The following is an 18,729-nucleotide window of genomic DNA, read 5'->3' on the forward strand; positions in this document are numbered from 1 at the left end:
CCTCGTCTGCGGGTCAGGCGGCGATGTCGCCGGCCTGGAGCTGCCAGAGGGATGCGTAGAGCCCGTGCTGGGCGAGGAGTTCGTCGTGGGTGCCCTGCTCGGCGACGATGCCGCGCTTGTCCATGACGTAGATCCGGTCGGCGTGGCGGACCGTGGAGAGGCGATGCGCGATGACGATCATCGTCCGGTCCGCCGCGAAGCTGCGCAGCGTGCGCTGGATGGCGGCCTCGGTCTCGTTGTCCACGGCGGAGGTGGCCTCGTCGAGGATGACGACGGGTGAGTCCTTGAGGATCGCGCGCGCCAGGGCGATCCGCTGCCGCTGGCCACCGGAGAGCGTGGCGCCGCGTTCACCGATCAGGGTGTCGTAGCCTTCGGGCAGGGTGGCGACGAAGGTGTGCGCCTCGGCCATGGCGGCGGCCCGGACCACGTCCTCGTGCGAGGCGCCGAAGGTGCCGTAGCGGATGTTGTCGGCGATGCTGCCGTCGAAGAGGAATGGATCCTGCGCGACGAAGCCGACGGCGTGGCGCAGGTCGTGGCGCCGCAGATCCCGGACGTCCTGCCCGTCGAGCAGCACCCGGCCCGACTCCGCGTCCTGGTAGCGCATCAGCAGTTTGGCGATCGTCGTCTTGCCCGAGCCGGTGGCTCCCACCAGGGCGGTCACCTGCCCGGCCGGGATGGTCAGGGAGAGGTCCTCCAGTGTCGCCGGGCGGCCGGGGTAGGCGAAGGTGACCCCGTCGAGGACGATCTCGCCCCGCACTTCGGTGAGTTCGAGCTGCCCGTCGCCGCTGTCGGCCTCGACGGGCAGGGCGCGCAGGCGCTGGACCCGGTCGTAGGACGCAAGGGTGCGCTGGTACTGATCGGCGATGCCGCCGAGCCGGCTCATCCGCATCAGCAGCATCTGGGGCAGTCCGATGAGTGGGCTGAACACCTCGAAGCGCAGGGTGCCGTTGAGTACCGACCGACCGCCGATCAGAAGGGTGCCGGCCATGGACGCGGTGGTCCAGGCCCGTACGGTCTCGACGTGGCGGATCGTGGTCCGGTCGGCCTGCCGGCTGCTCTCCTGCACCGACTCGCTCAGCTCGTCGACGCGTGTCGCCTCGTACTCCTCGGTGCAGAAGCTCTTGACGGTCGCACCGGCTTCGAGCGAGTTGATCACCTGGCTGCCGAGCCTGGCCCGCTGCTCCCCGGTGGCGGCGTAGGTCGCCGCGGCCTCGCCCTGGTGGCGCAGTGAGAGCCAGGCGACGATCGGGATCGGCAGGAACGCGATCCAGGCGATCTGGGGTGCCAGCAGGAGAAACGCGGGCACCAGGACGGCGAGGCTGGTGCCGAGTTGCAGAACGTCATTGGCCGGGCCGGCGAAGAAGGCGCCCAGCTGGCCAACGTCGTTGGTGAGCGCGCCGGTCACCCGGCTGGTCCGCTCGCCCTCCAGGTGCCCCAGTTCGAGGTGCTGGACGTGCCGGTAGGTACGGCTTCGCCAGTCGTGCTCGATGTCCTGGCCGAGTCGGCGCCATTGGAGGTTCGAGGCGTAGGAGAGACCGGCCACCGCGGCACATGCGGCGGCCACCAGCCCTGCCAGCCCCAGGAGTTGGGCCGATGCCGTGGTCAGGCCGAGGCCGACCAGCGGGGCCGCCTCGCCCTTGATGAGGACGAGGCCGGTCCATCCGAGGAAGGTGCCGAGCGCCATCTCGGCGGCCTGGCAGGCGACGGAGAGGGCCGCCGCCCGGTAGAGGCGGCGGCGGTGCGGACCGACGATCTCCAGCAGCGGGTGGCCTTCGGCACCGGTCCCGGCCGCGTGCCGGGCCCCCTCGGCCGTTGTGCGCCAGGCTTTCCGAAGGACGAACGCGGTCGCTGCGGCAACCCCGCCCGCCGCCACCAACTGCCCCTTCCTCGCCACCCCCTTGATCAGCGTGGCCCCGGCCACGATGCCGCCGACGGCGAGCACCGGGCGCACGACCAGGCCGCGGTCGGTCCGCGGGGCCGCGGTGACGGCGGGGCCGGCCGGCCGTGCCGGACGTCCCGCTCCGGTCGCGTTCTCCGCAACTCGGGTGACGGCTCCGCGGATGATCCGGCCGACGTCCGCGGCGAGCAGCCGCGCGTCGTGCCGGACGAGCACGCCACCGGTGACCGGGTTGGCCCGGGCCTCGGTGATCCCTGGAACGCGACGCAGCACGGCGGCGAGGATCTCGGCCGTGCGGGGGCGCCCGAGCACCAGCTCGACGTCCCAGCGCTGACGGCCCGGGACGACCGAGCGCGGGCTCGCACTCGATTCCACGGCGTGGAATCCGGCTGCGGCACCCAGTAGCGATGGCATGTGTACGATCACCTGTTTGCGGAGGTCGCGGGAATCCGTCGTGGACACGACGGAATGCGGCGACGAAGCGGGAAAGCCTGAACACGGAACGCGGCGACGGGAGGAATCACTGAGCGGCGGATCCCTGCGGCCGGACGGCCTGCCAACGGCCGCCGCCCGGGCACGCTCCGCCGAGATCGATCGGCACGCACGCCTGGCGGCGGCCCTGGTTCCTACGGGCCGTCAGTGGGACTTGCCGGAGGCGGAGCCTGCGGTCGAACGGATCTTCGGGGTCCTCGTCTCCCCTTCGGGGCGGTCGACGGCCGCGTCCTTGGTGGCGGCACGCTGGCCGACGACGGAGTGCCCTTCGGTCTCACTGGCGGCGATCTGGGCGGCCACCACGTCGGCGGCCACCTCGGCCGCGAGGTCGTGCATGTTCTCCCCGGCCTCCTGGGCCGCCTTCTTGACCTCCATCGCGATACCGACCGACGTCCTGACGACTCCGCTCACCAGCGGCTTGAGCAGGCGCTTGGCCAGCGGCGCGACGATGAGGCCGATCAGGAATGGCGGGACTACTGGCGGCATGATTCTCCATCCTCTCCACACATACGTATGACAGGGAACCCGGACATGACGACATCCGAATCAGCACACGACCGGGCGGGATTCATTCTCGAATATCCGGGACTCACCCGGCCCATCGGATTCCCGGACGCGGAACTCACCATCCGATCCCGTGATCACCGTAGCGGAATCACACCCGTCTGGGCCAAGCAGCCCTCCCCGTTCACTCGTGCGAGTGTTCATGATTCTTTGCGCGTAACCCGTGAACCATGCGCCCCAGAAAAGCACTCAATGCGATTATCCGATTATCTCTCTCGCCATATTTCCTTTCCGTGATGCCCGTCGCAGCGGCGACGGCGGGACGGCACTTTGCCTCCGCCCCGATCCGGGGAAGTCCCGCGCCCCGCGCAAGCACCCTCGCCCCCGCCCGGCCGACAGGCACGACGAGTCCAGCCCCCCTCGTACGGGTGAACCGGGATTGACCGCCCCGCAGCCCCCGACCGCCCGCCGCCCAGCTGCCAGGCGGCTCGTGCCATTCGAACGCCCTTACCGCACAAGCCAGTTGGATGACCAGGACCGACACCCCGATGGCACCATGACGCCATGTTCCGACGCTCCCCGCCGGTCGCCCTGGCGGCCGCCCTCACCGCTTCCGCCGTCGCACTGGGCGGCTGCGGCGGAAGCGCCACCTCCTCGACCACCACCCCGCTGGTGATCCGCGGCGCCGTACGGATCGCCGGGACCAGCGAGACCCCGAGTTTCGACCCGTACTCCGCGTTCGGCGCCGCCCAGTCCGGCTACGCCTACGACTCCCTGGTCAACCTCGCTCCCGGCGGTGGCCTGGTCTCCGGCCTGGCCACCTCGTGGCGGGCCACGGCCACCACGGCCACCTTCACCCTCCGCCGGGGCGTCACCTGCTCCGACGGGACCAAGCTCACCGCCTCGGCGGTGGCCCGCGCGCTCACCTACGCGGGCGACCCGGCCAACCAGCTCGCGGGCGCCCAGACCGTCCTGCCGAACGTCCCGTTCGAAGCGAGCGCCGACGACGGGGGCGGCACGGTGTCGGCGACCGCCGCCGCCCCCTTCCCGTTCCTCACCCGCACCATCGGTCTGCTGCCGATCGTCTGCCCCGCGGGCCTCGACCGGCCCGACTCACTGGACCGCACCACCCAGGGCACCGGCCCCTACGTACTGACCCGCTACACCCCCGGCGGACCGTACGAGTTCACCGTCCGCGACGGCTACTCCTGGGGCCCCTCCGGGGCGACGACCAGGGAACCCGGCCTCCCCGCGCGCATCGTCCTCTCGGTGGTGCCCCAGGCGTCCACTGCTGCGAATCTGCTGCTCACCGGGGGCGTCGAGATCGCCGGTGTGAGCGGGCCGGACCGCGCCCGGCTCACCGGACGCGGCCTGTCCACCACCGACGTGGCGACCGTGGTCGGGCTGACCTTCTTCAACCAGCGTCCCGGGCGGGTGCTCTCCGACCGGGCACTGCGCCGCGCCCTGGTCTCCGCTCTCGACCGCCGGGGGCTCGCCAACGTCGCCGTCGGCGGCACCGGAGAACCCGCCACCGACTTCGGTGCCGAGGGCTCCGTCTGCCACGCCGACCTCGCCGACGCCCATCTGCCCGCGCACGAGGCCCCCGACGCCCTCCGGGCGGCCGGCTGGACCCGATCCGCCGACGGCCCGCTCACCAAGGACGGCCGACCGCTCCGGCTCCGCCTGCTCACCAGTCCCGACCTCGGCCCGACCCTGGTCTCCGTCGCCGAGCTCATGACCCGGGAGTGGACGGCGCTCGGCGCCGAGGTCGATCTGGTGTCCGAGAGCCTGCCGGCCCTCGTCAACGCGATGTACCGGAGCGCCGAGTTCGACGTGGTGGTCGGCAGCACGCCGGGGTTCGCCCTGCCGGTCGGCTTCGTCTCCTTCTTCTCCGGCCCCACCCCGGCCCGGGGACTCAACTTCGCGGGGGTGGCCAACCCCGAGTACGACGCCCTGGTCTCCCGGGCTCTCCGGGAGACCGACACGTCGGGATGCGGCACCTGGAACCGGGCCGCCGCCGCTCTCTTCCGCTCGGCCGACGCGCTGCCGATCGCCAACGGCAGCAGCGGCCTGTACGGCTACCGCACCACCTTCACCACCACCTTCGGCGGCCGGCTCGTTCCCACCAGCATCCGCCTCCATCAGTGACCTGGGGCCCACCATGTCTGCATCCCAGCCGTCGCGGCACCCCTGGACCGTGTTCCTCGGCCGCCGCGGCGCCCGGCTGCTCCTCTCCCTGGCAGTCGTGGTCACCGCGTCCTTCGCGATGATCCGCCTCATTCCCGGCGATCCGGTCCGGGCCGCTCTCGGCGTCGACGCCTCCCCCGGCCTGGTGGCCGCCCGCCGGCACGACCTCGGGCTCGACACCCCCTTCCTCTCCCAGTACCGCCACTACCTCCACGGCCTGCTGCACGGCGACCTCGGCACGTCCCTGGTCACGGGCGCACCGGTCGCCGAGCTGGTCCGCACCCGGCTGCCCGCCACCCTGGAGATCGCCGTCCTCGCCTTCCTGACGGCCCTCACCGTCGCTCTGCCCGGCGGCCTGCTGGCCGCCGTCCGCACCCGTGACGGCCGGCGCCCGCGCACCGAGCTGGTTTTCACGGCGGTCACCGCCGGTCTGACGGGGGTACCGGACTTCGTCCTGGCCGCCGGACTCACCGCGCTGCTGGCCGTGGGCCTCCAACTGCTCCCGGTGGCCGGGGCCGCGGGCGCCGAGTCGCTGATCCTGCCCGTCGTCGCGCTCGCCCTCGCTCCCACCGCCGTACTGCTGCGCATCGTCAGGGTGGAGGCACTGAAGGTGCTGAACGAGGACTATCTGCGCACCGCCCGGAGCAAACGGCTGTCCTCGGCACGCCGCTACCTCCGGCACGCGGCACCGAACATGGCGTCCGCCGCGCTCACCGTCGCCGGAAGCCTGCTGCCCGCTCTGATCGCCGGCACCGTGCTCGTCGAGAAGGTCTTCGCCTGGCCAGGTATCGGCTCGGCCATGGCCCAGTCCGTGGTCGCGCAGGACTACCCGGTGGTCCAGGCCATGGTTCTGGTGCTCGGCACCACCGTGCTGCTCGCCGGCCTCTTGGTGGACGTGCTGCTCACCCTGCTCGATCCGCGCTCGGCGATCCGGGAGATGTGACCATGAGGCCCCTGTCCGTACGTCCACGTTCTCCCATGGCCTGGGTCACCGCGGTCATGCTGGCGTCGCTCGTCGCGCTCGCTGTGGCCGGCCCCATGGTCTGGGGTGCGGCGGCCGACCGCCCTGACCCGTCGGCCGTGCTCCAAGGCCCTTCCCCCACGCATCCGTTCGGCACCGACGGCCTCGGCAGGGACCTGCTCGCCCGCGTCCTGACGGCCACCCGCCCTTCCCTGCTGCTCGCGCTCTCGGCGGTGCTGCTCGGCGCGGGCGCGGGAGTACTCCTCGGGGCGTGCACCGCCGTCCTCGGGCGACGCGGACGGCGGCTGACCGGCGGGCTGATCAACCTCCTGCTCGCCTTCCCGGCCCTCCTCGTCGCGATGTTCCTCGCGGTCGTTTTCGGGGCGGGCGCCACCGGGGCGGTGCTGGCCCTGGCCGCGGCGGCCGTCCCGGGGTTCGCCCGGCTCGCCCAGACCCTGGCCGCAGGCGTCGCGGGCACCGATCACCTGGCCGCGGCCAGGGTGCTCGGCCTGCGCCGCCACCGCCTGCTGTGGCGGCACGTCCTGCCCAACATCGCGGAGCCGCTGCTCCTGAGCGTCACCACGGCGGGGGGCACCGCCCTGGTCGCGCTCTCGGGGCTGAGCTTCCTCGGACTGGGCGTCCAGCCGCCCGGCTACGACTGGGGACAGCTGCTCAGCCAGGGGCTCGACCGGATCTACGCCGAGCCGGTGCCGGCGCTCGCCCCCGGCTCGGCCATCCTCTACGCGGCTCTGACCTTCCAGCTGCTCGGAGAGGTCCTGGCCGGGAACGTCGCACGGCGCGGGCCCGTGCGGCGCGACCCCGCACCGGTGCCCGCTCCGAGTGGTCCCGCCGAGGACGGGCTGGTCCTCCAGGTCGAGGACCTCTCCGTCGAACTCCTCACCTCTCGCGGCACGATCCGGCCCGTGCGCGGCGTGAGCCTGTCCCTCCGGCCGGGCGAGATCGTCGGCCTCGTCGGCGAATCGGGGTCGGGCAAGTCGCTCACCGCGCTCGCCCTCGCCGACCTGCTCCCGTACGGCGCCCGGGCGTCGAGGCGCACGCTGCGCCTGCTCGGGAAGGACCTCTCCGCCCTGACACCGAAGGAACGGGACCGGCACCTCGCGACGGGCCTGTCGGTGATCTTCCAGAACCCGGCCTCGGCGCTCAACCCGTCCCTGCGCGTCGGCACCCAGCTCACCGAGACGGTCCGGGCCCACCGGGGTGCGAGCCGCGCGCAGGCCGCCGCGGATGCCGCCGACGCCCTGACCCGCGTGGCGCTGCCCCCGGCGCTGCTGCGCTCACGTCCTCACCAGCTCTCCGGCGGCCAGCGCCAGCGGGTGATGATCGCCTCGGGGTTGATGGTGCGGCCGGGACTGATCATCGCCGACGAACCGACCACCGCTCTCGACGTCACCGTGCAGCGCCAGATCACCCGGTTGCTCACCGACCTCCGGCGGGACACGTCCGCGGCGATCCTGTTCATCAGCCACGACGTCGCGCTCGTGGGCGAGTTCTGCGAACGGATCCTGGTGATGTACGCGGGCACCATCGTCGAAGCCCTGCCCGTGGACCGCCTCGCCGACGGAGCCCGGCATCCGTACACCCGGGCCCTGATCGCATCCGTACCGGACCTCACCGCCGACCGGGGCCGGCCGTTGCCGACCGTCGAGGGCGCGCCGCCCGACCCGTTCGCGCCCGCGGCGGGGTGCCCGTTCGAGCCTCGCTGCCCGCGCCGCCAGGACCGCTGTGCCGAGCAGGCTCCCCCGCTCGAGGACGTCGCCAGCGGCCACCGGGTCGCCTGCTGGCATCCGGTACCGGCGACGGCCCCGGAGGCGGTGCCCGCGTCATGACCACTCTTCAGCTGATCGACCTCATCGTCCGCCACCCCGGGCCCCGGGACTCCCCCGCCGCCGTGGACGGCGTCTCGCTGGAGATCCCGTCCGGCACCACCCTCGGTCTCGTCGGGGAATCCGGATCGGGGAAGTCGAGCCTGGCCGGCGCGATCGTCGGCCTCGTTCCCGTACACAGTGGCCGAGTCCTGGTGGACGGCCGCGAGGTGCGCACCCGTACCGTCGGCGACCGGCGGCGGGTCGGCCGCCTGGTCCAGATCGTCCGCCAGGACCCGGACACTGCGCTCGATCCGCGAATGACGGCTCGTCAGACGCTCGTCGAGGCCGCCACGGTCTTCCGCCGGCTCGACCGGGCCGCCCGCGCCGAGCGCGTCACCGAGCTGCTCGGCCTGGTCGGACTGGATCCCGGGCTCGCCGATCGCCTGCCGCGCCAGTTGTCCGGCGGCCAGCGGCAGCGGGTCGCCCTGGCCCGCTCCCTGTCCGTCGAACCGGGCCTGCTGATCGCCGACGAGGTCACCTCGGCGCTGGACGTCTCGGTGCAGGCCTCCGTGCTCAACACGATGCGGGGACTCCAGCGGCAGCTCGGGCTCTCCATGCTCTTCATCGGCCACAACCTGCCGGCGGTCTGCCACGTCTCGGACGTCGTGGCGGTCATGCGGCACGGCCGGATCGTCGAGATCGCTCCCACCGGGACGATCCTGCGCGCACCGAGCCACCCCTATACCCGGACTCTGCTCGCCTCCGTGCCGTCCCTGCGCGCCGCCGTGCCGGGGCAGAGGTCTTCCTGAAACCCGGGCCGCAGGACGCGGCGGGGCCGACCGCACGGCCGGAGAAGGGTTCCCGGCAGACGCGCTCGCGGGGCACGACACGCATTCCCAGAAATTCACTGTCAAGCGATCAAACAATTCATCACGCTATCGAATGAGAGATTGATTTTACGACCTGATTTCCGTGAGATGATGCGGCGGATTTGAATGGGACGGCCCGCCGTCACCGGGTCAATTTTCTACCGATGGAGAGATACGGAACATGGGAATTCTTCGAGGAGCAGCGGTGGCCCCCGGGCGGAGCGCCGTGACATGACCGTCGCCCCGGAACAGACCACGCTCCACCAGACCGGCGCGGGCCTGTCCGTACCGTTCGCCATCGCCGGAACGGGAATCCACCTGCCGCCGACCGTCGTCACCAACGAGGAGCTCACCCGGTCCCTGGACACCAGCGACGCATGGATCACGAGCCGTACCGGCATCCGCGAACGCCGTCGTCTGGCACCGCACCTGGCCACCTCCGACATGTGTGTCGACGCCGCCCGTCCGGCCCTGGAGGCCGCCGGTGTCGAGCCCGGTCGGCTGGACGCGGTCATCGTCGCCACCTACACCTGGGACCAGCCGCTCCTGTCCACGGCACTCATCGTGAAGGAAGCCCTCGGCGCCCACCGCGCCCTCTCCCTGGACGTCACGACAGCCGCCTGTGCCTCCGGCATCCAGGCCATGCTGATCGCCGCCCACCTTCTGCAGAACCCCTCCATCACCACCGTTCTGCTGCTCGCGGCCGACTGCGCCTCCAGGGTCACCGATCCCACCGACCGCACCACCGGTGTCTTCTTCGGCGACGCCGCGGCGGCCGTCGTCCTCACCCGCACCGACGGCCCCGGTTCGGGCCTCCTCTCCTACAGTCTGGGCTCCCGGCTGTCCTACGACGTCCAGATCCCCGCAGGAGGCTCCCGGATGCCCGCCAGCGCCGCCACCGTCGCCGCCGGGGACCACTATCTGTCCATGGACGGCCGCGCCGTCTGGAACGCGGCGACCACCTGTCTGCCCGAGAGCATCGCCGGCGCCGTTCGACGCGCCGGCGTGCCGATCGACCAGGTGCGGCACTTCTTCCTGCACCAGGCCAACCTGAACATCCTCAACGAGACCACGGCTGCCCTGGGAGTCCCGCGCGAACGCGCCCCCGTCACCATCGACCGACTGGGAAACACCGGGTCGGCCGGTGTGTTCACCGCACTCCACACGGCCGTCGCCGAAGGCTCCCTGCTCCCCGGAGACATCTACGTGCTGTCCGGCATCGGCGCGGGCTTCCAGTGGGGGTCCCTGTGCCTCCGGCACGCTTGACCGACCCATGTCCCGTACGACTCTGCGGCTGCCGGGGGCCGGTGGAACCCCGGCAGCCAGGACGGGGTGTCACGTCGCCGCTCCGGTCGTTCACGGACGAGTGAACTCCCCTACGTCCGCCGGTGATCCCGCTGCCGCGAGCGCCAGCATGGACGGCATGACCATCACGCACTCACAGGCCGAGCGGGCCGCTCGGGCCCGGGCGGCCGAAGTCCGGCTCGCCTCCGACGGAATCGACGGGGTGGTGTTCGGTTGGGTCGACAACGCCGGGCTCACCCGCGTGAAGTCCGTTCCGCTCGCCCGACTCCGGCACGCCGCCGAGCACGGTGTCGGCGCCGTCCCCTGCTTCGACGTCTCCCTGGTGGACGACTCCTTCACCACCACGGCTTCGAGTACCGGCCCGACGGGCGACCTGCGGCTCGTCCCCGACCTGGACCGGCTCACCCCGCTCGCCGCCCAGCCCGGCTGGGCCTGGGCTCCGGCCGACCGTTACGCCCAGGACGGCACCCCGCACCCGGGCTGCCAGCGAGGCTTCGCCCGCCGGGCCACCGAGGCCGTCGAGCGGCGCGGGCTCTCGGTGCGCGCCGGGATCGAGATCGAGTGGGTGGTGGCCGACGCCGCCGGAGACCCCGCGACGTCCGCGCCCGGTTACGGCATGACCCGCTTCATCGAGCACTCGGACTACCTGCGCGAGGTGCTTCGCGCCCTCACCGCACAGGGCCTGACCGTGCTGCAACTCCATCCCGAGTACGCCGCCGGGCAGTTCGAGGTCTCGGTGGCCGCCGAGGGCCCGGTCGAGGCGGCCGACACCACGATGCTGGTACGCCACACCGTCCGGGCCGTCTCCGCCCGTCACGGGCTGCGCGTCTCGTACGCCCCCGTCTTCACCGAGGGCGCGATCGGCAACGGCGGCCACCTCCACCTCAGTCTCTGGCGGCAGGGACAGAACCTCGGGCACGCCGGTCCCGGCCGTCATGGTCTGCACCCCGAGGCCGAGCACTTCTTCGCGGGAGTGCTCGCCGAGCTGCCGGCCCTGCTCGCTCTCGGCGCGCCGGCTGTCGCCTCCTATCTGCGTCTGGTTCCCTCCCACTTCGCCGGTGCCTACCGCTGCTGGGGCCTGGAGAACCGCGAGGCCGCCCTGCGCCTGATCACCGGTACCGCCGCGGGGCAGGCGAACGCCGAGGTCAAGTGCTTCGACGCGGCCGCCAATCCGTACCTGGCGGTCGGCGGGGTACTGGCCGCCGGACTCGCCGGACTCGACGCCGGCATGCCGCTGCCTCCTGAGACGCTGGGCGACCCCGCCGCGGCCGGCAACGCCGAGCGTCTCCCGTCGAGTCTGCCGGAAGCCACCGACGCGTTCGAGAAGTCCGCTCTCCTCCGGCAGGGACTCGGCCCCGAGCTGTACCAGGCCGTACTGGCCGTCCGGCGTGCCGAGGCGGAGCTGTTCGCGGGGCACACGGACTCGGACGTCATCGAAGCCGTTCGCTGGCGATACTGACCGCTCTCCCTGCCCCTCCCCCACCGCTCTCCCGAACGCTCTCCCGAACGGCGCGCACCTCGGCCAGGCTCAGGTCGGGACACCGGTGAAGCGGGTACGGCAGGGCGAGCAGTAGCCGCCGAACTCACCCTCGTACTCCAGGACGAAGCACGTCGACGGCGAGGCACGGTGCCGGGAACGCAGCGTTTCCCGCCACTCGGCCAGGCCGCTCGCCGTGCAGGCACGTGCCTCCAGCGGGACCACCGCGTCCCGGTCCGCCTCCAGGAGGTGGCTGATCCTGGTGCCGGTCATCCGCCTTCTCCGTTCCGGGCCGAGCCGGCGACGCACGTGTACGGCAGCGGCGCGAAGCCGTTGAACCCCCGGGTGGCGTAGGCGACGGCGTACGCACCGCAGGAGTGGACCCAGACCGGGTCACCGGAGGCGATGGTGCGCGGGACCCGTACCAAGCCGCCCTCCTGGGCGTACGCGTCGTCGCTGTCGCACGTCGGACCGGCCACCACCGCGTCGACGAACTGCCCGTGGGGCCCGGCCGGGAACTCCAGCCGGTACTGCAACTGATCCATCTCATAAAGTCCGTTGAACTTGCCGCAGCTGAGGTAGAGCCAGTTCTCACGCGAACCGTCGGCCCGCAGTCGGGAGGTGAGCCGGGCGACGTGGGCACGGATCGCACCGTGGTCGGCGACCAGGTGGCGGCCGGGCTCCAGCAGGAAGGAGAGTGGGGCCCCGTTGACGGCGCGCAGCCGTTCCATGCCGTCGCGCATCACCGCGAACATCTTGTCCAGGGGCGGCTCCAGCGGCCGGCCGCTGCGGTCGAGGACGCCGAGGGCGGGCAGGCCGCCACCGAGATTGATCCGGTCCAGAACGATGCCGTGCCGGTTGAGCGTCTCCAGCGAGCCGGCCAGTGTCTCGATCGCCTCGCTCCAGGCTTCGGCCGTCATCTGCTGGGAGCCGACGTGCACCGACAGGCCGGACGGCACCAGTCCGGCATCCCGGGCGGCGATGAGCACCCGCAGGGCGTCCTCGGGCGAGCAGCCGAACTTGTGGCTCAAGCCCCACAGCGCGCCGTCGCCGGTGGTCGCGATCCGGCAGAACACCGCTGATCCCGGAGCGTGTTCGGCGATCGCGGCGACGTCCTCCCGGCTGTCGGTCGCGAAGTCGCGCACGCCCAGTCGATAGGCGTCGGCGATGTTGCGGTCGGACTTGACGGTGTTGCCGTAGTGGATCAGCCCGGGGGCCACCCCGGTGCGCAGCGCCTGGGCGATCTCCTGCGGGCCGGCCGCGTCGAACCCGGAGCCGAGCCGGGCGAGATGACCGAGCACCTCATCGACCGGGCACGCCTTCATGGCAAACCGGACTGCGGCGCCGGGAAGTTCGGCGCACAGGGCGGTGTACTGGCGGCCGATTCCTTCCAGGTCGTAGATGATGGTGTCCTCGGTCGCGGCGGCGAGCGCGGCACGCAGGGCGGAACCGCCGTACCGGCCGACGGGGGGCGGGGCCGACGTCACTGCGACCGGCGCAGTCGGAGCACGTTGACCGGTTCTGCCGCGGTCGGCCGGCCGACGCTGTTCGGTGATCTGACACTTGTCGGTGGCCTGAGGCCTCACGCGTGAACTCCCTGTTCCGACTGGATGATCGATGCCCTTGGCGTCCGGCACCCATGAGAGGGAACGAGGCAGGTCACTGGTGGTTATGACGCGCGGACGGATTTCCTTCCGGCCGTACTCCACGCACGCGTGACGGCTCGGCCCTGCGCCCGCGCCGCGCAGCGGCTCGCGACCGACGCGGGGCAGTCTTCAGAACTGCGCTGCTTCGGCCGTCGTGATCGTCGCTCCCATGTTGCGTTCCATCATCAGCAGTGCGGCGGCCGCGAGTTCCTCGTGGATGTGGGCGACGGCGTCCTGCGGAATCGTCACCCGCAGGTGGCGGATATGGGCATCGAGGGCGGAGTACAGCACGCACTGTTCGGTGACCTGTCCCGTCAGCACGACGTGATCCGCCCCGAGTTGGTCGAGCAGGTAACTGAGGGGCGTCTCGTAGAAGATCGAGTGCCTGGCCTTGATCACGAACAGGGACTCGTCGTCCGGCCGCACGGGGCGGACCAGCTCCGCTCGCGGTCCGGCCAGGGCGGTCTCGACCAGCTCACCGTGGTGGGAGCGCCACTGCCCGTAGTTGTCGTTGACGAAGATGACCGGCACCCCCACGGTGCGCGCCCGCTCCAGCAGGCGTACGACGTGGGGCAGTGCCTTCCGTACGGACGGGACGAGGAGGTCCGCGTCCGGGTGATCGTACGTGTTGATCATGTCGATCACGATGAGAGCGCTCTTCCCCATACGGACCATGGTGTCAGCGCACCAGGCTCGTGCAAGTCGCGGCCGTGGAGAGCGGTCCGGCCACACTCTCCCGCCCCGGGGCCGGACGGCAGAGGAACGATCCCAGGGGGCCGGGAGCGTGGTGGTCGTGCCGTCCGTCTTCTGCTGGAAGGTCCGGTACGACTCGGGCCCCTGCTCCCGGCATGGTGTGCTCTCCTCGGTCAGCGGGCCGACGGGCCTGGCGGATGCCCGGCTCGCACGCCCGGCACACCTCAGGCTTCGTGCGGGGCGCCGGACGCGGATGCTCCTACCCCGCCGCCGTTCCGAATCACCCGCCCGGCCGGCACCGCATCGCCACGAGGGCGGGCTTCCGATGTCCGGTTCCGGGCGGCCCGCCTCACGACACCGGCAGGAAAATCTCCGTCGCCGGTGCGGCGGTCGGCACCGGATCCAGTCGCACCGGCCGCCGGGCCGCCCTGCCGTGCCGCAGCGCTCCGTAGCCAATGCCGACGGCTATGAGCAGTCCGCCGGAGACCAGAGCTCCCCGGGCTCCGGCGTACTCCACCAGCAGACCGAGGAGCGGCGGCCCGACAAGGCCCCAGGCAGTGCTCGCGCTGCGCCACACTCCGAGTACCCGGCCCCGCATCTCGGGCGCCGGATCGGTCTGCAGCACTGTGGCACCCGCGGTATCGGAGACGGACTCGACCACCGCCATGGGCACGACCAGCAGAATCAGCACGACGAGTCCCGGCGAGAGTCCCGCTGCCACCTGGAGGAGTCCCCCACACGCCGCCAGCGCCCCGACCAGACGAACGGACGGCTTGCGGAGCCGGCCCGCGACCACGGCGCCGGCGATTCCGCCGATGGCCAGCACGGTGGACACCGTGCCGAAGTCGCTCTGGCCGGCATGCAGCGGGCCGACGACCAGCACCGCCAGAGTCAGCTGGTAGTTCCGGCCGAACACCGAGCTCAGGCCGGTGATGGCGGCGAGCGCCACGAGCCGGGGCCGCCGACGGAAGTAGGCGAGCCCGGCCCGAGCGCCGCCCTCGTGGGCGGGCCGGATCCGGACGCCGCGCCGCATCGGCAGGCTTCCCGTGGTGGGACCGGCTCCTGCCTCCGCCACGGTCGTGCCGCTCCCGGTGACATCTGCCGCCCGGTGCGCGCCTCGCACCGGGCGGAGGAACGGTATGACGGCCGCGACGAAGAGGAAGGAGAGACCATTCGCCAGGTACGCCGACGCCGTGCCGAGGGTTCCCACCGCGACAGCCGCCACCGCCGTACCGGCGAGCCGTCCGGAACTGTGGACCACCGAACCGAGGGCGATGGCCGACGGCACGTCCCGGGCAGGCACCAGGTCATTGCCCAGGAGGGACGTCGCGGGGCCGTCGATCGTGTTCACGATGCCGGTGACAGCCGCCAGGAGCAGGAGCACCGGCATGCTGAGCAGATCACCGGCCATGAGGGCGGCCGTGGCGAAGGCGACCGCCCCCAACACCACCTGGCTGACCGCCGCGGTGGTCTTGCGGGGCCACCGGTCGACGGCCGCGCCTCCGACGACCCCGAGCAGCAGCCCGGGGCCTGCCTGCACCGCCAGCGACAGTCCGGTGGCTGCGGCGGAGCCCGTGATCTGCAGGACCAGGAGGTTCTGGACGGTCAACTGCATCCAGGCGCCGGTGTTCGACACGAGGTTGGCGACGGACCACCAGCGCATGCTGCGGCTGCGAAGACAGCGCCATGGGCTCCGGTCGGAAGCGGCGACCGGCTTGCGGGAGCGGGCAACCGCCAGGGAGAAAGGAGGCACAGAACGTACATTTCCGACGAGGACGGGGGGAGAGACACACGTCGGGCTGTGTGGGAGCGGTGCAGTGGTGCCTCGGTGCCGGGCAGAGGTCGCCGGGGCGATAGGAGACCCTCTGGACTGCCGGCTCATTCATCTTGACAAACCCCCCGCGACGACGGGACTCGCGCGCTGCGGCGGGACGGCCGACTCCCCCGCTTTCACCCCAAATCCCCTGGCACGTAGGCGTATACACATGCGGGTGTTTTTCCTCACGCGACCCTCCGGACCATCGGGACAGGGCCTCGTCGGCTCTCCCGTGCGCCTGAGGTGCAGGCGGTCGCCGAGGCCGACACGGCTGCGGCGACAGGCGCGTGCACGATCGCTCGGAGCCGCGGCACCGTGTCACGAGCCGCGCGATCCCGCCGCGGCCCCCGCCGGAGGGGCGCCGCGACGGCGAGGCGGGGTTGCGGGTACCGATGCGCGGTGGGGGCAGCCCGTACTCACCCCAGCCGCTGGGGACCGCTGGAGCTCGCCTCCTCTGCCACCACCGGGCTCGGGACGGACGCGCTGGACCGGCGGCGTGATCAAGAACCTTTCGGCTCAGGTCCTCACCGGCCCGTGACGGAGCGGGCCCGGATCACATCGACGGGCCCGGGGAACCGGGCGGGCGGCGGGGGCTCGACGACCGTCGAGTCGCCGTCGCCGCGTGCCTGGCTCCGGCCGCCCCCTCGCGACTCGGCAGGACCGCGCCATGAGCGCGATGCCACCCCCTGCCGCCTTCCGACCGCACCGAGGCACCGCCCGGGACACGTCACCTGCGCGGGCGGAGCCGCGCTTCGGGGGGGTGCTTCGCCGGTGATGCTGGCGATCAGCTCGGCGCACAGCGAACGAAGCTTGATGTTCCGGTGCTGTGAGGCCGTGCGCAGCACTTCGAAGGCTTTCTCCGGCGTGACCCTCTGCTGGCCGACGATCACGCCGATGGCCTGGTCGATGACCGTACGCGACTGCAGGGCCGCCTCAAGGTCGGCCGCGAACTCCTCCGTGTCCGCGATGCGCTGGGCCAGGGCGATGGCCCCGGTTGCTTGAGCGGCGAGCAGTCTCAGCTTCGTCAGGTCGGCGTTGTCGAAGACGTTCGGCAGCGGTGCGTACAGGTTGAGGGCGCCGGCGGTGTGGCTGTGCGGAGCGATGGGCAAGGAGAGCGAGGACCGGGCGCCGCAGACTGCCGCGTAGGCCGGGTAGTCGGCCCAGCGGGTCTCCCGGTGCGGTCGCCCAACGCCTCGTCAGCCGGACGCTCACCCCCCAAGCGGTGGCCGGAGCCGCGCGCCTGCCGCAGGAGTAGCGCGATCGGTCGTCGGGCCGCGTCCCTCAGCCGACGTACTGTCGAGCGGTGGACGACCTGCGCGCCAGTTCGAGCGCGCGTATGCGTGCCTCGACGTGCGGCGCCACCGGCCGGCGTTGCCGGAGCACCCATGGCAGACCGGTGGCCGCGCGTGCGAAGGCGGACAGCGAAGCCCGGTCGCGAGGGACCGTGCGCAGCAGGTGGAAAGTGCGCCGCACGGCGGAGCCCATGGGACGGCGCAGCCAGGTGAACCAGAGTGTGTTGCGCAGGCCGAGGGTCCGGCGCTCGGTGCTGTCGCGGACCGTGGACGCGGCGTGGTGGACCAGCAGATCGGGGACGTGGGCGAGCCACCACCCCCGGCTGAGCAGGTCGGTGGCGAGCAGCTCCTCCTCCCCGCCCAGCCAGAGGCCGGGATGGAACCCTCCGACCGACCGGAAGGCGTCGGTCCGCATCACCGTCGCACCGGCCAGGAAGGAGCCCAGGGCCGGTCCTGGGAGCCAGTCCGGCCCGGTGAGTGGCGAGTCACGCATGTCGGCGACGACAGGGTCGTCCTCCCCCGAGGGTTCGACGACGATGCGGGCGGTGATCGCGGCAAGGCCCGGGCGGGTGTCGAGGAGATCGGCGGCGCGCCGCAGGGAGTGCGGCTCCCACCATGTGTCGTCGTCGCAGAACGCCACGTAGGGGCTTCTCACCTGCTCCACTGCCAGATTTCTGCCGACCGCGCCCAGGTTGCGGCCGGGGGTCAGCAGGATGATCTCGGGGAAGAGGCGGCCCACCACCTCCGCCGTGCCGTCCTGGGAGGCGTTGTCGGTCACGACGACCTTGGGCGCCTCGGGCAGGGAGCGCAGGGCGTCCAGGGTGCGCAGCAGTTCCGGTCGGCGGTTGTGGGTGATCACCACGACCGTGACGCGGGGGTCCGGGTCCATCACGCGCTGCCCTCCTCTTCGGTATGCCGCACCGCGGGTGGGTGGCGTTCCAGCAGGCGTACGGCGTGTTCGACCCGGCGCGGCAGGCGGCGACGCAGGCGCAGGGCCGCGGGGAGCCGGGTGCCCGCTTGGCGCAGTGCGACTGCGGCTTCCGCGTCACCGCGCCAGGCCTCGACGCCCAACGCCAGCGTGTGCCGCAGGGCGACGCGCACGGGTCGGCGCAGCCAGGCGGTGAGCAGTGCGTTACGGCGCAGGAGCGCGGAGCGGCCGGGGCGCTCGCCGGGGTCGGGGTGGTGGTGGGCGGTGACGGAAGGGTCGTAGGAGACGCCCCAGCCGGCTGCCGCCAAGTCGTAGGCCAGCAGCGTCTCCTCCGCTCCGAAGAACAGCACCGGATGGTAGCCACCCGCTTCCAGGTGGGCGCGCCGCCGGACGACGCAGGCGCAGCCGAGGAAGCCGAGGACCGGACGGCCGGGCAGTCCGGCGTCCGACGGCAGTGGGGAGCGGGACAGCAGTTCGTTCAGCGGATCGTCCCGTTGCTCCGGGCCGACCAGGCTGCGTGCGGCCAGGAGTCCGAGGCGCGGGTGGGCGTCGAGCAGGTCCGCGGCGCGCCGTAGAGCGCCTGGCCGCCACCAGGAGTCGTCGTCGCTGAAGGCCACGTAGGGGGTGGTCGCGTGGCGCACGGCCAGGTTCCGGCCCAGCGCCCCGGTGTTGCGGCCGGGGGCCAGCACCAGCGCACCCATCGGGTGGGCACGCAACGCCTCGGTCACCGCCGGATCGAGTCCGTTGTCGACCACGACGACAGGGGGGCGTTCGGGCAACGCCGCCAGCCGGTCGAGCGTGCGCAACGCACTGGCCGGGCGGTCCTTGGTGATCAT

At 72.2% G+C, this 18,729-nt stretch carries 14 protein-coding genes and 1 pseudogene; 6 read left to right on the plus strand and 9 right to left on the minus strand.

The window, feature by feature from the left end; translation table 11 throughout:
- Window positions 1–13: 13 nt before the first annotated feature.
- Both ACFZAX_RS11965 and ACFZAX_RS11970 read right to left on the minus strand, forming a co-directional pair.
- Window positions 14–2,311: an ATP-binding cassette domain-containing protein gene (locus ACFZAX_RS11965; RefSeq protein ID WP_390961026.1), complete on the minus strand. Its 2,298-nt coding sequence runs from the start codon at window positions 2,309–2,311 to the stop codon at window positions 14–16.
- 222 nt (window positions 2,312–2,533) lie between these two features.
- On the minus strand, window positions 2,534–2,875 hold the full coding sequence (locus ACFZAX_RS11970) for a DUF5132 domain-containing protein (protein ID WP_390961028.1): 342 nt from the start codon (window positions 2,873–2,875) through the stop codon (window positions 2,534–2,536).
- Between the two features lie 582 nt (window positions 2,876–3,457).
- Here ACFZAX_RS11970 and ACFZAX_RS11975 point away from each other — a divergent pair.
- From ACFZAX_RS11975 to ACFZAX_RS12000, 6 genes are all read left to right on the plus strand, one after another.
- On the plus strand, window positions 3,458–5,041 hold the full coding sequence (locus ACFZAX_RS11975) for an ABC transporter substrate-binding protein (protein ID WP_390961030.1): 1,584 nt from the start codon (window positions 3,458–3,460) through the stop codon (window positions 5,039–5,041).
- A 13-nt stretch (window positions 5,042–5,054) separates the two neighbouring features.
- Window positions 5,055–6,023, plus strand: a complete 969-nt coding sequence (locus ACFZAX_RS11980; protein WP_390961032.1) for an ABC transporter permease subunit — start codon at window positions 5,055–5,057, stop codon at window positions 6,021–6,023.
- A gap of 35 nt (window positions 6,024–6,058) precedes the next feature.
- Entirely contained in the window at window positions 6,059–7,888 is a 1,830-nt protein-coding gene (locus ACFZAX_RS11985; protein WP_390961033.1) for an oligopeptide/dipeptide ABC transporter ATP-binding protein, read from the plus strand.
- On the plus strand, window positions 7,885–8,676 hold the full coding sequence (locus tag ACFZAX_RS11990) for an ATP-binding cassette domain-containing protein (protein WP_390961034.1): 792 nt from the start codon (window positions 7,885–7,887) through the stop codon (window positions 8,674–8,676). The genes ACFZAX_RS11985 and ACFZAX_RS11990 overlap by 4 nt, the downstream gene beginning before the upstream one ends.
- 291 nt (window positions 8,677–8,967) lie before the next feature.
- Window positions 8,968–10,002: a beta-ketoacyl-ACP synthase 3 gene (locus tag ACFZAX_RS11995; RefSeq protein ID WP_390961035.1), complete on the plus strand. Its 1,035-nt coding sequence runs from the start codon at window positions 8,968–8,970 to the stop codon at window positions 10,000–10,002.
- A gap of 157 nt (window positions 10,003–10,159) precedes the next feature.
- Complete coding sequence (locus ACFZAX_RS12000; RefSeq protein WP_390961037.1) at window positions 10,160–11,500, plus strand: glutamine synthetase; 1,341 nt, start codon at window positions 10,160–10,162, stop codon at window positions 11,498–11,500.
- A 69-nt stretch (window positions 11,501–11,569) separates the two neighbouring features.
- Here ACFZAX_RS12000 and ACFZAX_RS12005 read toward each other — a convergent pair whose 3' ends face one another.
- The 7 genes and pseudogenes from ACFZAX_RS12005 to ACFZAX_RS12035 form a co-directional block, all read right to left on the minus strand.
- Window positions 11,570–11,791 carry a hypothetical protein gene (locus ACFZAX_RS12005; RefSeq protein ID WP_390961039.1) on the minus strand — a complete coding sequence of 74 codons (222 nt, stop codon included), beginning with the start codon at window positions 11,789–11,791 and terminating at the stop codon, window positions 11,570–11,572.
- Window positions 11,788–13,005 carry a type III PLP-dependent enzyme gene (locus ACFZAX_RS12010; protein WP_390961041.1) on the minus strand — a complete coding sequence of 406 codons (1,218 nt, stop codon included), beginning with the start codon at window positions 13,003–13,005 and terminating at the stop codon, window positions 11,788–11,790. The genes ACFZAX_RS12005 and ACFZAX_RS12010 overlap by 4 nt, the downstream gene beginning before the upstream one ends.
- A 288-nt stretch (window positions 13,006–13,293) precedes the next feature.
- The gene (locus tag ACFZAX_RS12015) at window positions 13,294–13,830 is read right to left on the minus strand and encodes an isochorismatase family protein (RefSeq protein ID WP_390961043.1); all 537 of its coding nucleotides are present in this window, start codon (window positions 13,828–13,830) and stop codon (window positions 13,294–13,296) included.
- Between the two features lie 376 nt (window positions 13,831–14,206).
- The gene (locus ACFZAX_RS12020) at window positions 14,207–15,520 is read right to left on the minus strand and encodes an MFS transporter (RefSeq protein WP_390961044.1); all 1,314 of its coding nucleotides are present in this window, start codon (window positions 15,518–15,520) and stop codon (window positions 14,207–14,209) included.
- 890 nt (window positions 15,521–16,410) lie between these two features.
- Window positions 16,411–16,848 (minus strand): annotated as a pseudogene (locus ACFZAX_RS12025) (GAF and ANTAR domain-containing protein); the annotation flags it as partial.
- Window positions 16,849–16,954: 106 nt separating this feature from the next.
- Complete coding sequence (locus ACFZAX_RS12030; RefSeq protein ID WP_390961046.1) at window positions 16,955–17,854, minus strand: glycosyltransferase; 900 nt, start codon at window positions 17,852–17,854, stop codon at window positions 16,955–16,957.
- Window positions 17,854–18,729 (minus strand): glycosyltransferase, encoded by an 876-nt coding sequence (locus tag ACFZAX_RS12035; protein WP_390961512.1) that lies wholly within the window; start codon window positions 18,727–18,729, stop codon window positions 17,854–17,856. The genes ACFZAX_RS12030 and ACFZAX_RS12035 overlap by 1 nt, the downstream gene beginning before the upstream one ends.

Source organism: Streptomyces sp. NPDC008125 (genome assembly GCF_042957125.1).
Lineage (GTDB): Bacteria > Actinomycetota > Actinomycetes > Streptomycetales > Streptomycetaceae > Streptomyces.

Coding starts and splice junctions, on each gene's coding strand:
- ACFZAX_RS11965 (WP_390961026.1), bottom strand. CDS start 2,311: ATGCCATCGCTACTGGGTGCCGCAGCCGGATTCCACGCCGTGGAATCG.
- ACFZAX_RS11970 (WP_390961028.1), bottom strand. CDS start 2,875: ATGCCGCCAGTAGTCCCGCCATTCCTGATCGGCCTCATCGTCGCGCCG.
- ACFZAX_RS11975 (WP_390961030.1), top strand. CDS start 3,458: ATGTTCCGACGCTCCCCGCCGGTCGCCCTGGCGGCCGCCCTCACCGCT.
- ACFZAX_RS11980 (WP_390961032.1), top strand. CDS start 5,055: ATGTCTGCATCCCAGCCGTCGCGGCACCCCTGGACCGTGTTCCTCGGC.
- ACFZAX_RS11985 (WP_390961033.1), top strand. CDS start 6,059: ATGGCCTGGGTCACCGCGGTCATGCTGGCGTCGCTCGTCGCGCTCGCT.
- ACFZAX_RS11990 (WP_390961034.1), top strand. CDS start 7,885: ATGACCACTCTTCAGCTGATCGACCTCATCGTCCGCCACCCCGGGCCC.
- ACFZAX_RS11995 (WP_390961035.1), top strand. CDS start 8,968: ATGACCGTCGCCCCGGAACAGACCACGCTCCACCAGACCGGCGCGGGC.
- ACFZAX_RS12000 (WP_390961037.1), top strand. CDS start 10,160: ATGACCATCACGCACTCACAGGCCGAGCGGGCCGCTCGGGCCCGGGCG.
- ACFZAX_RS12005 (WP_390961039.1), bottom strand. CDS start 11,791: ATGACCGGCACCAGGATCAGCCACCTCCTGGAGGCGGACCGGGACGCG.
- ACFZAX_RS12015 (WP_390961043.1), bottom strand. CDS start 13,830: ATGGGGAAGAGCGCTCTCATCGTGATCGACATGATCAACACGTACGAT.
- ACFZAX_RS12020 (WP_390961044.1), bottom strand. CDS start 15,520: ATGCGCTGGTGGTCCGTCGCCAACCTCGTGTCGAACACCGGCGCCTGG.
- ACFZAX_RS12030 (WP_390961046.1), bottom strand. CDS start 17,854: ATGGACCCGGACCCCCGCGTCACGGTCGTGGTGATCACCCACAACCGC.
- ACFZAX_RS12035 (WP_390961512.1), bottom strand. CDS start 18,729: ATGATCACCAAGGACCGCCCGGCCAGTGCGTTGCGCACGCTCGACCGG.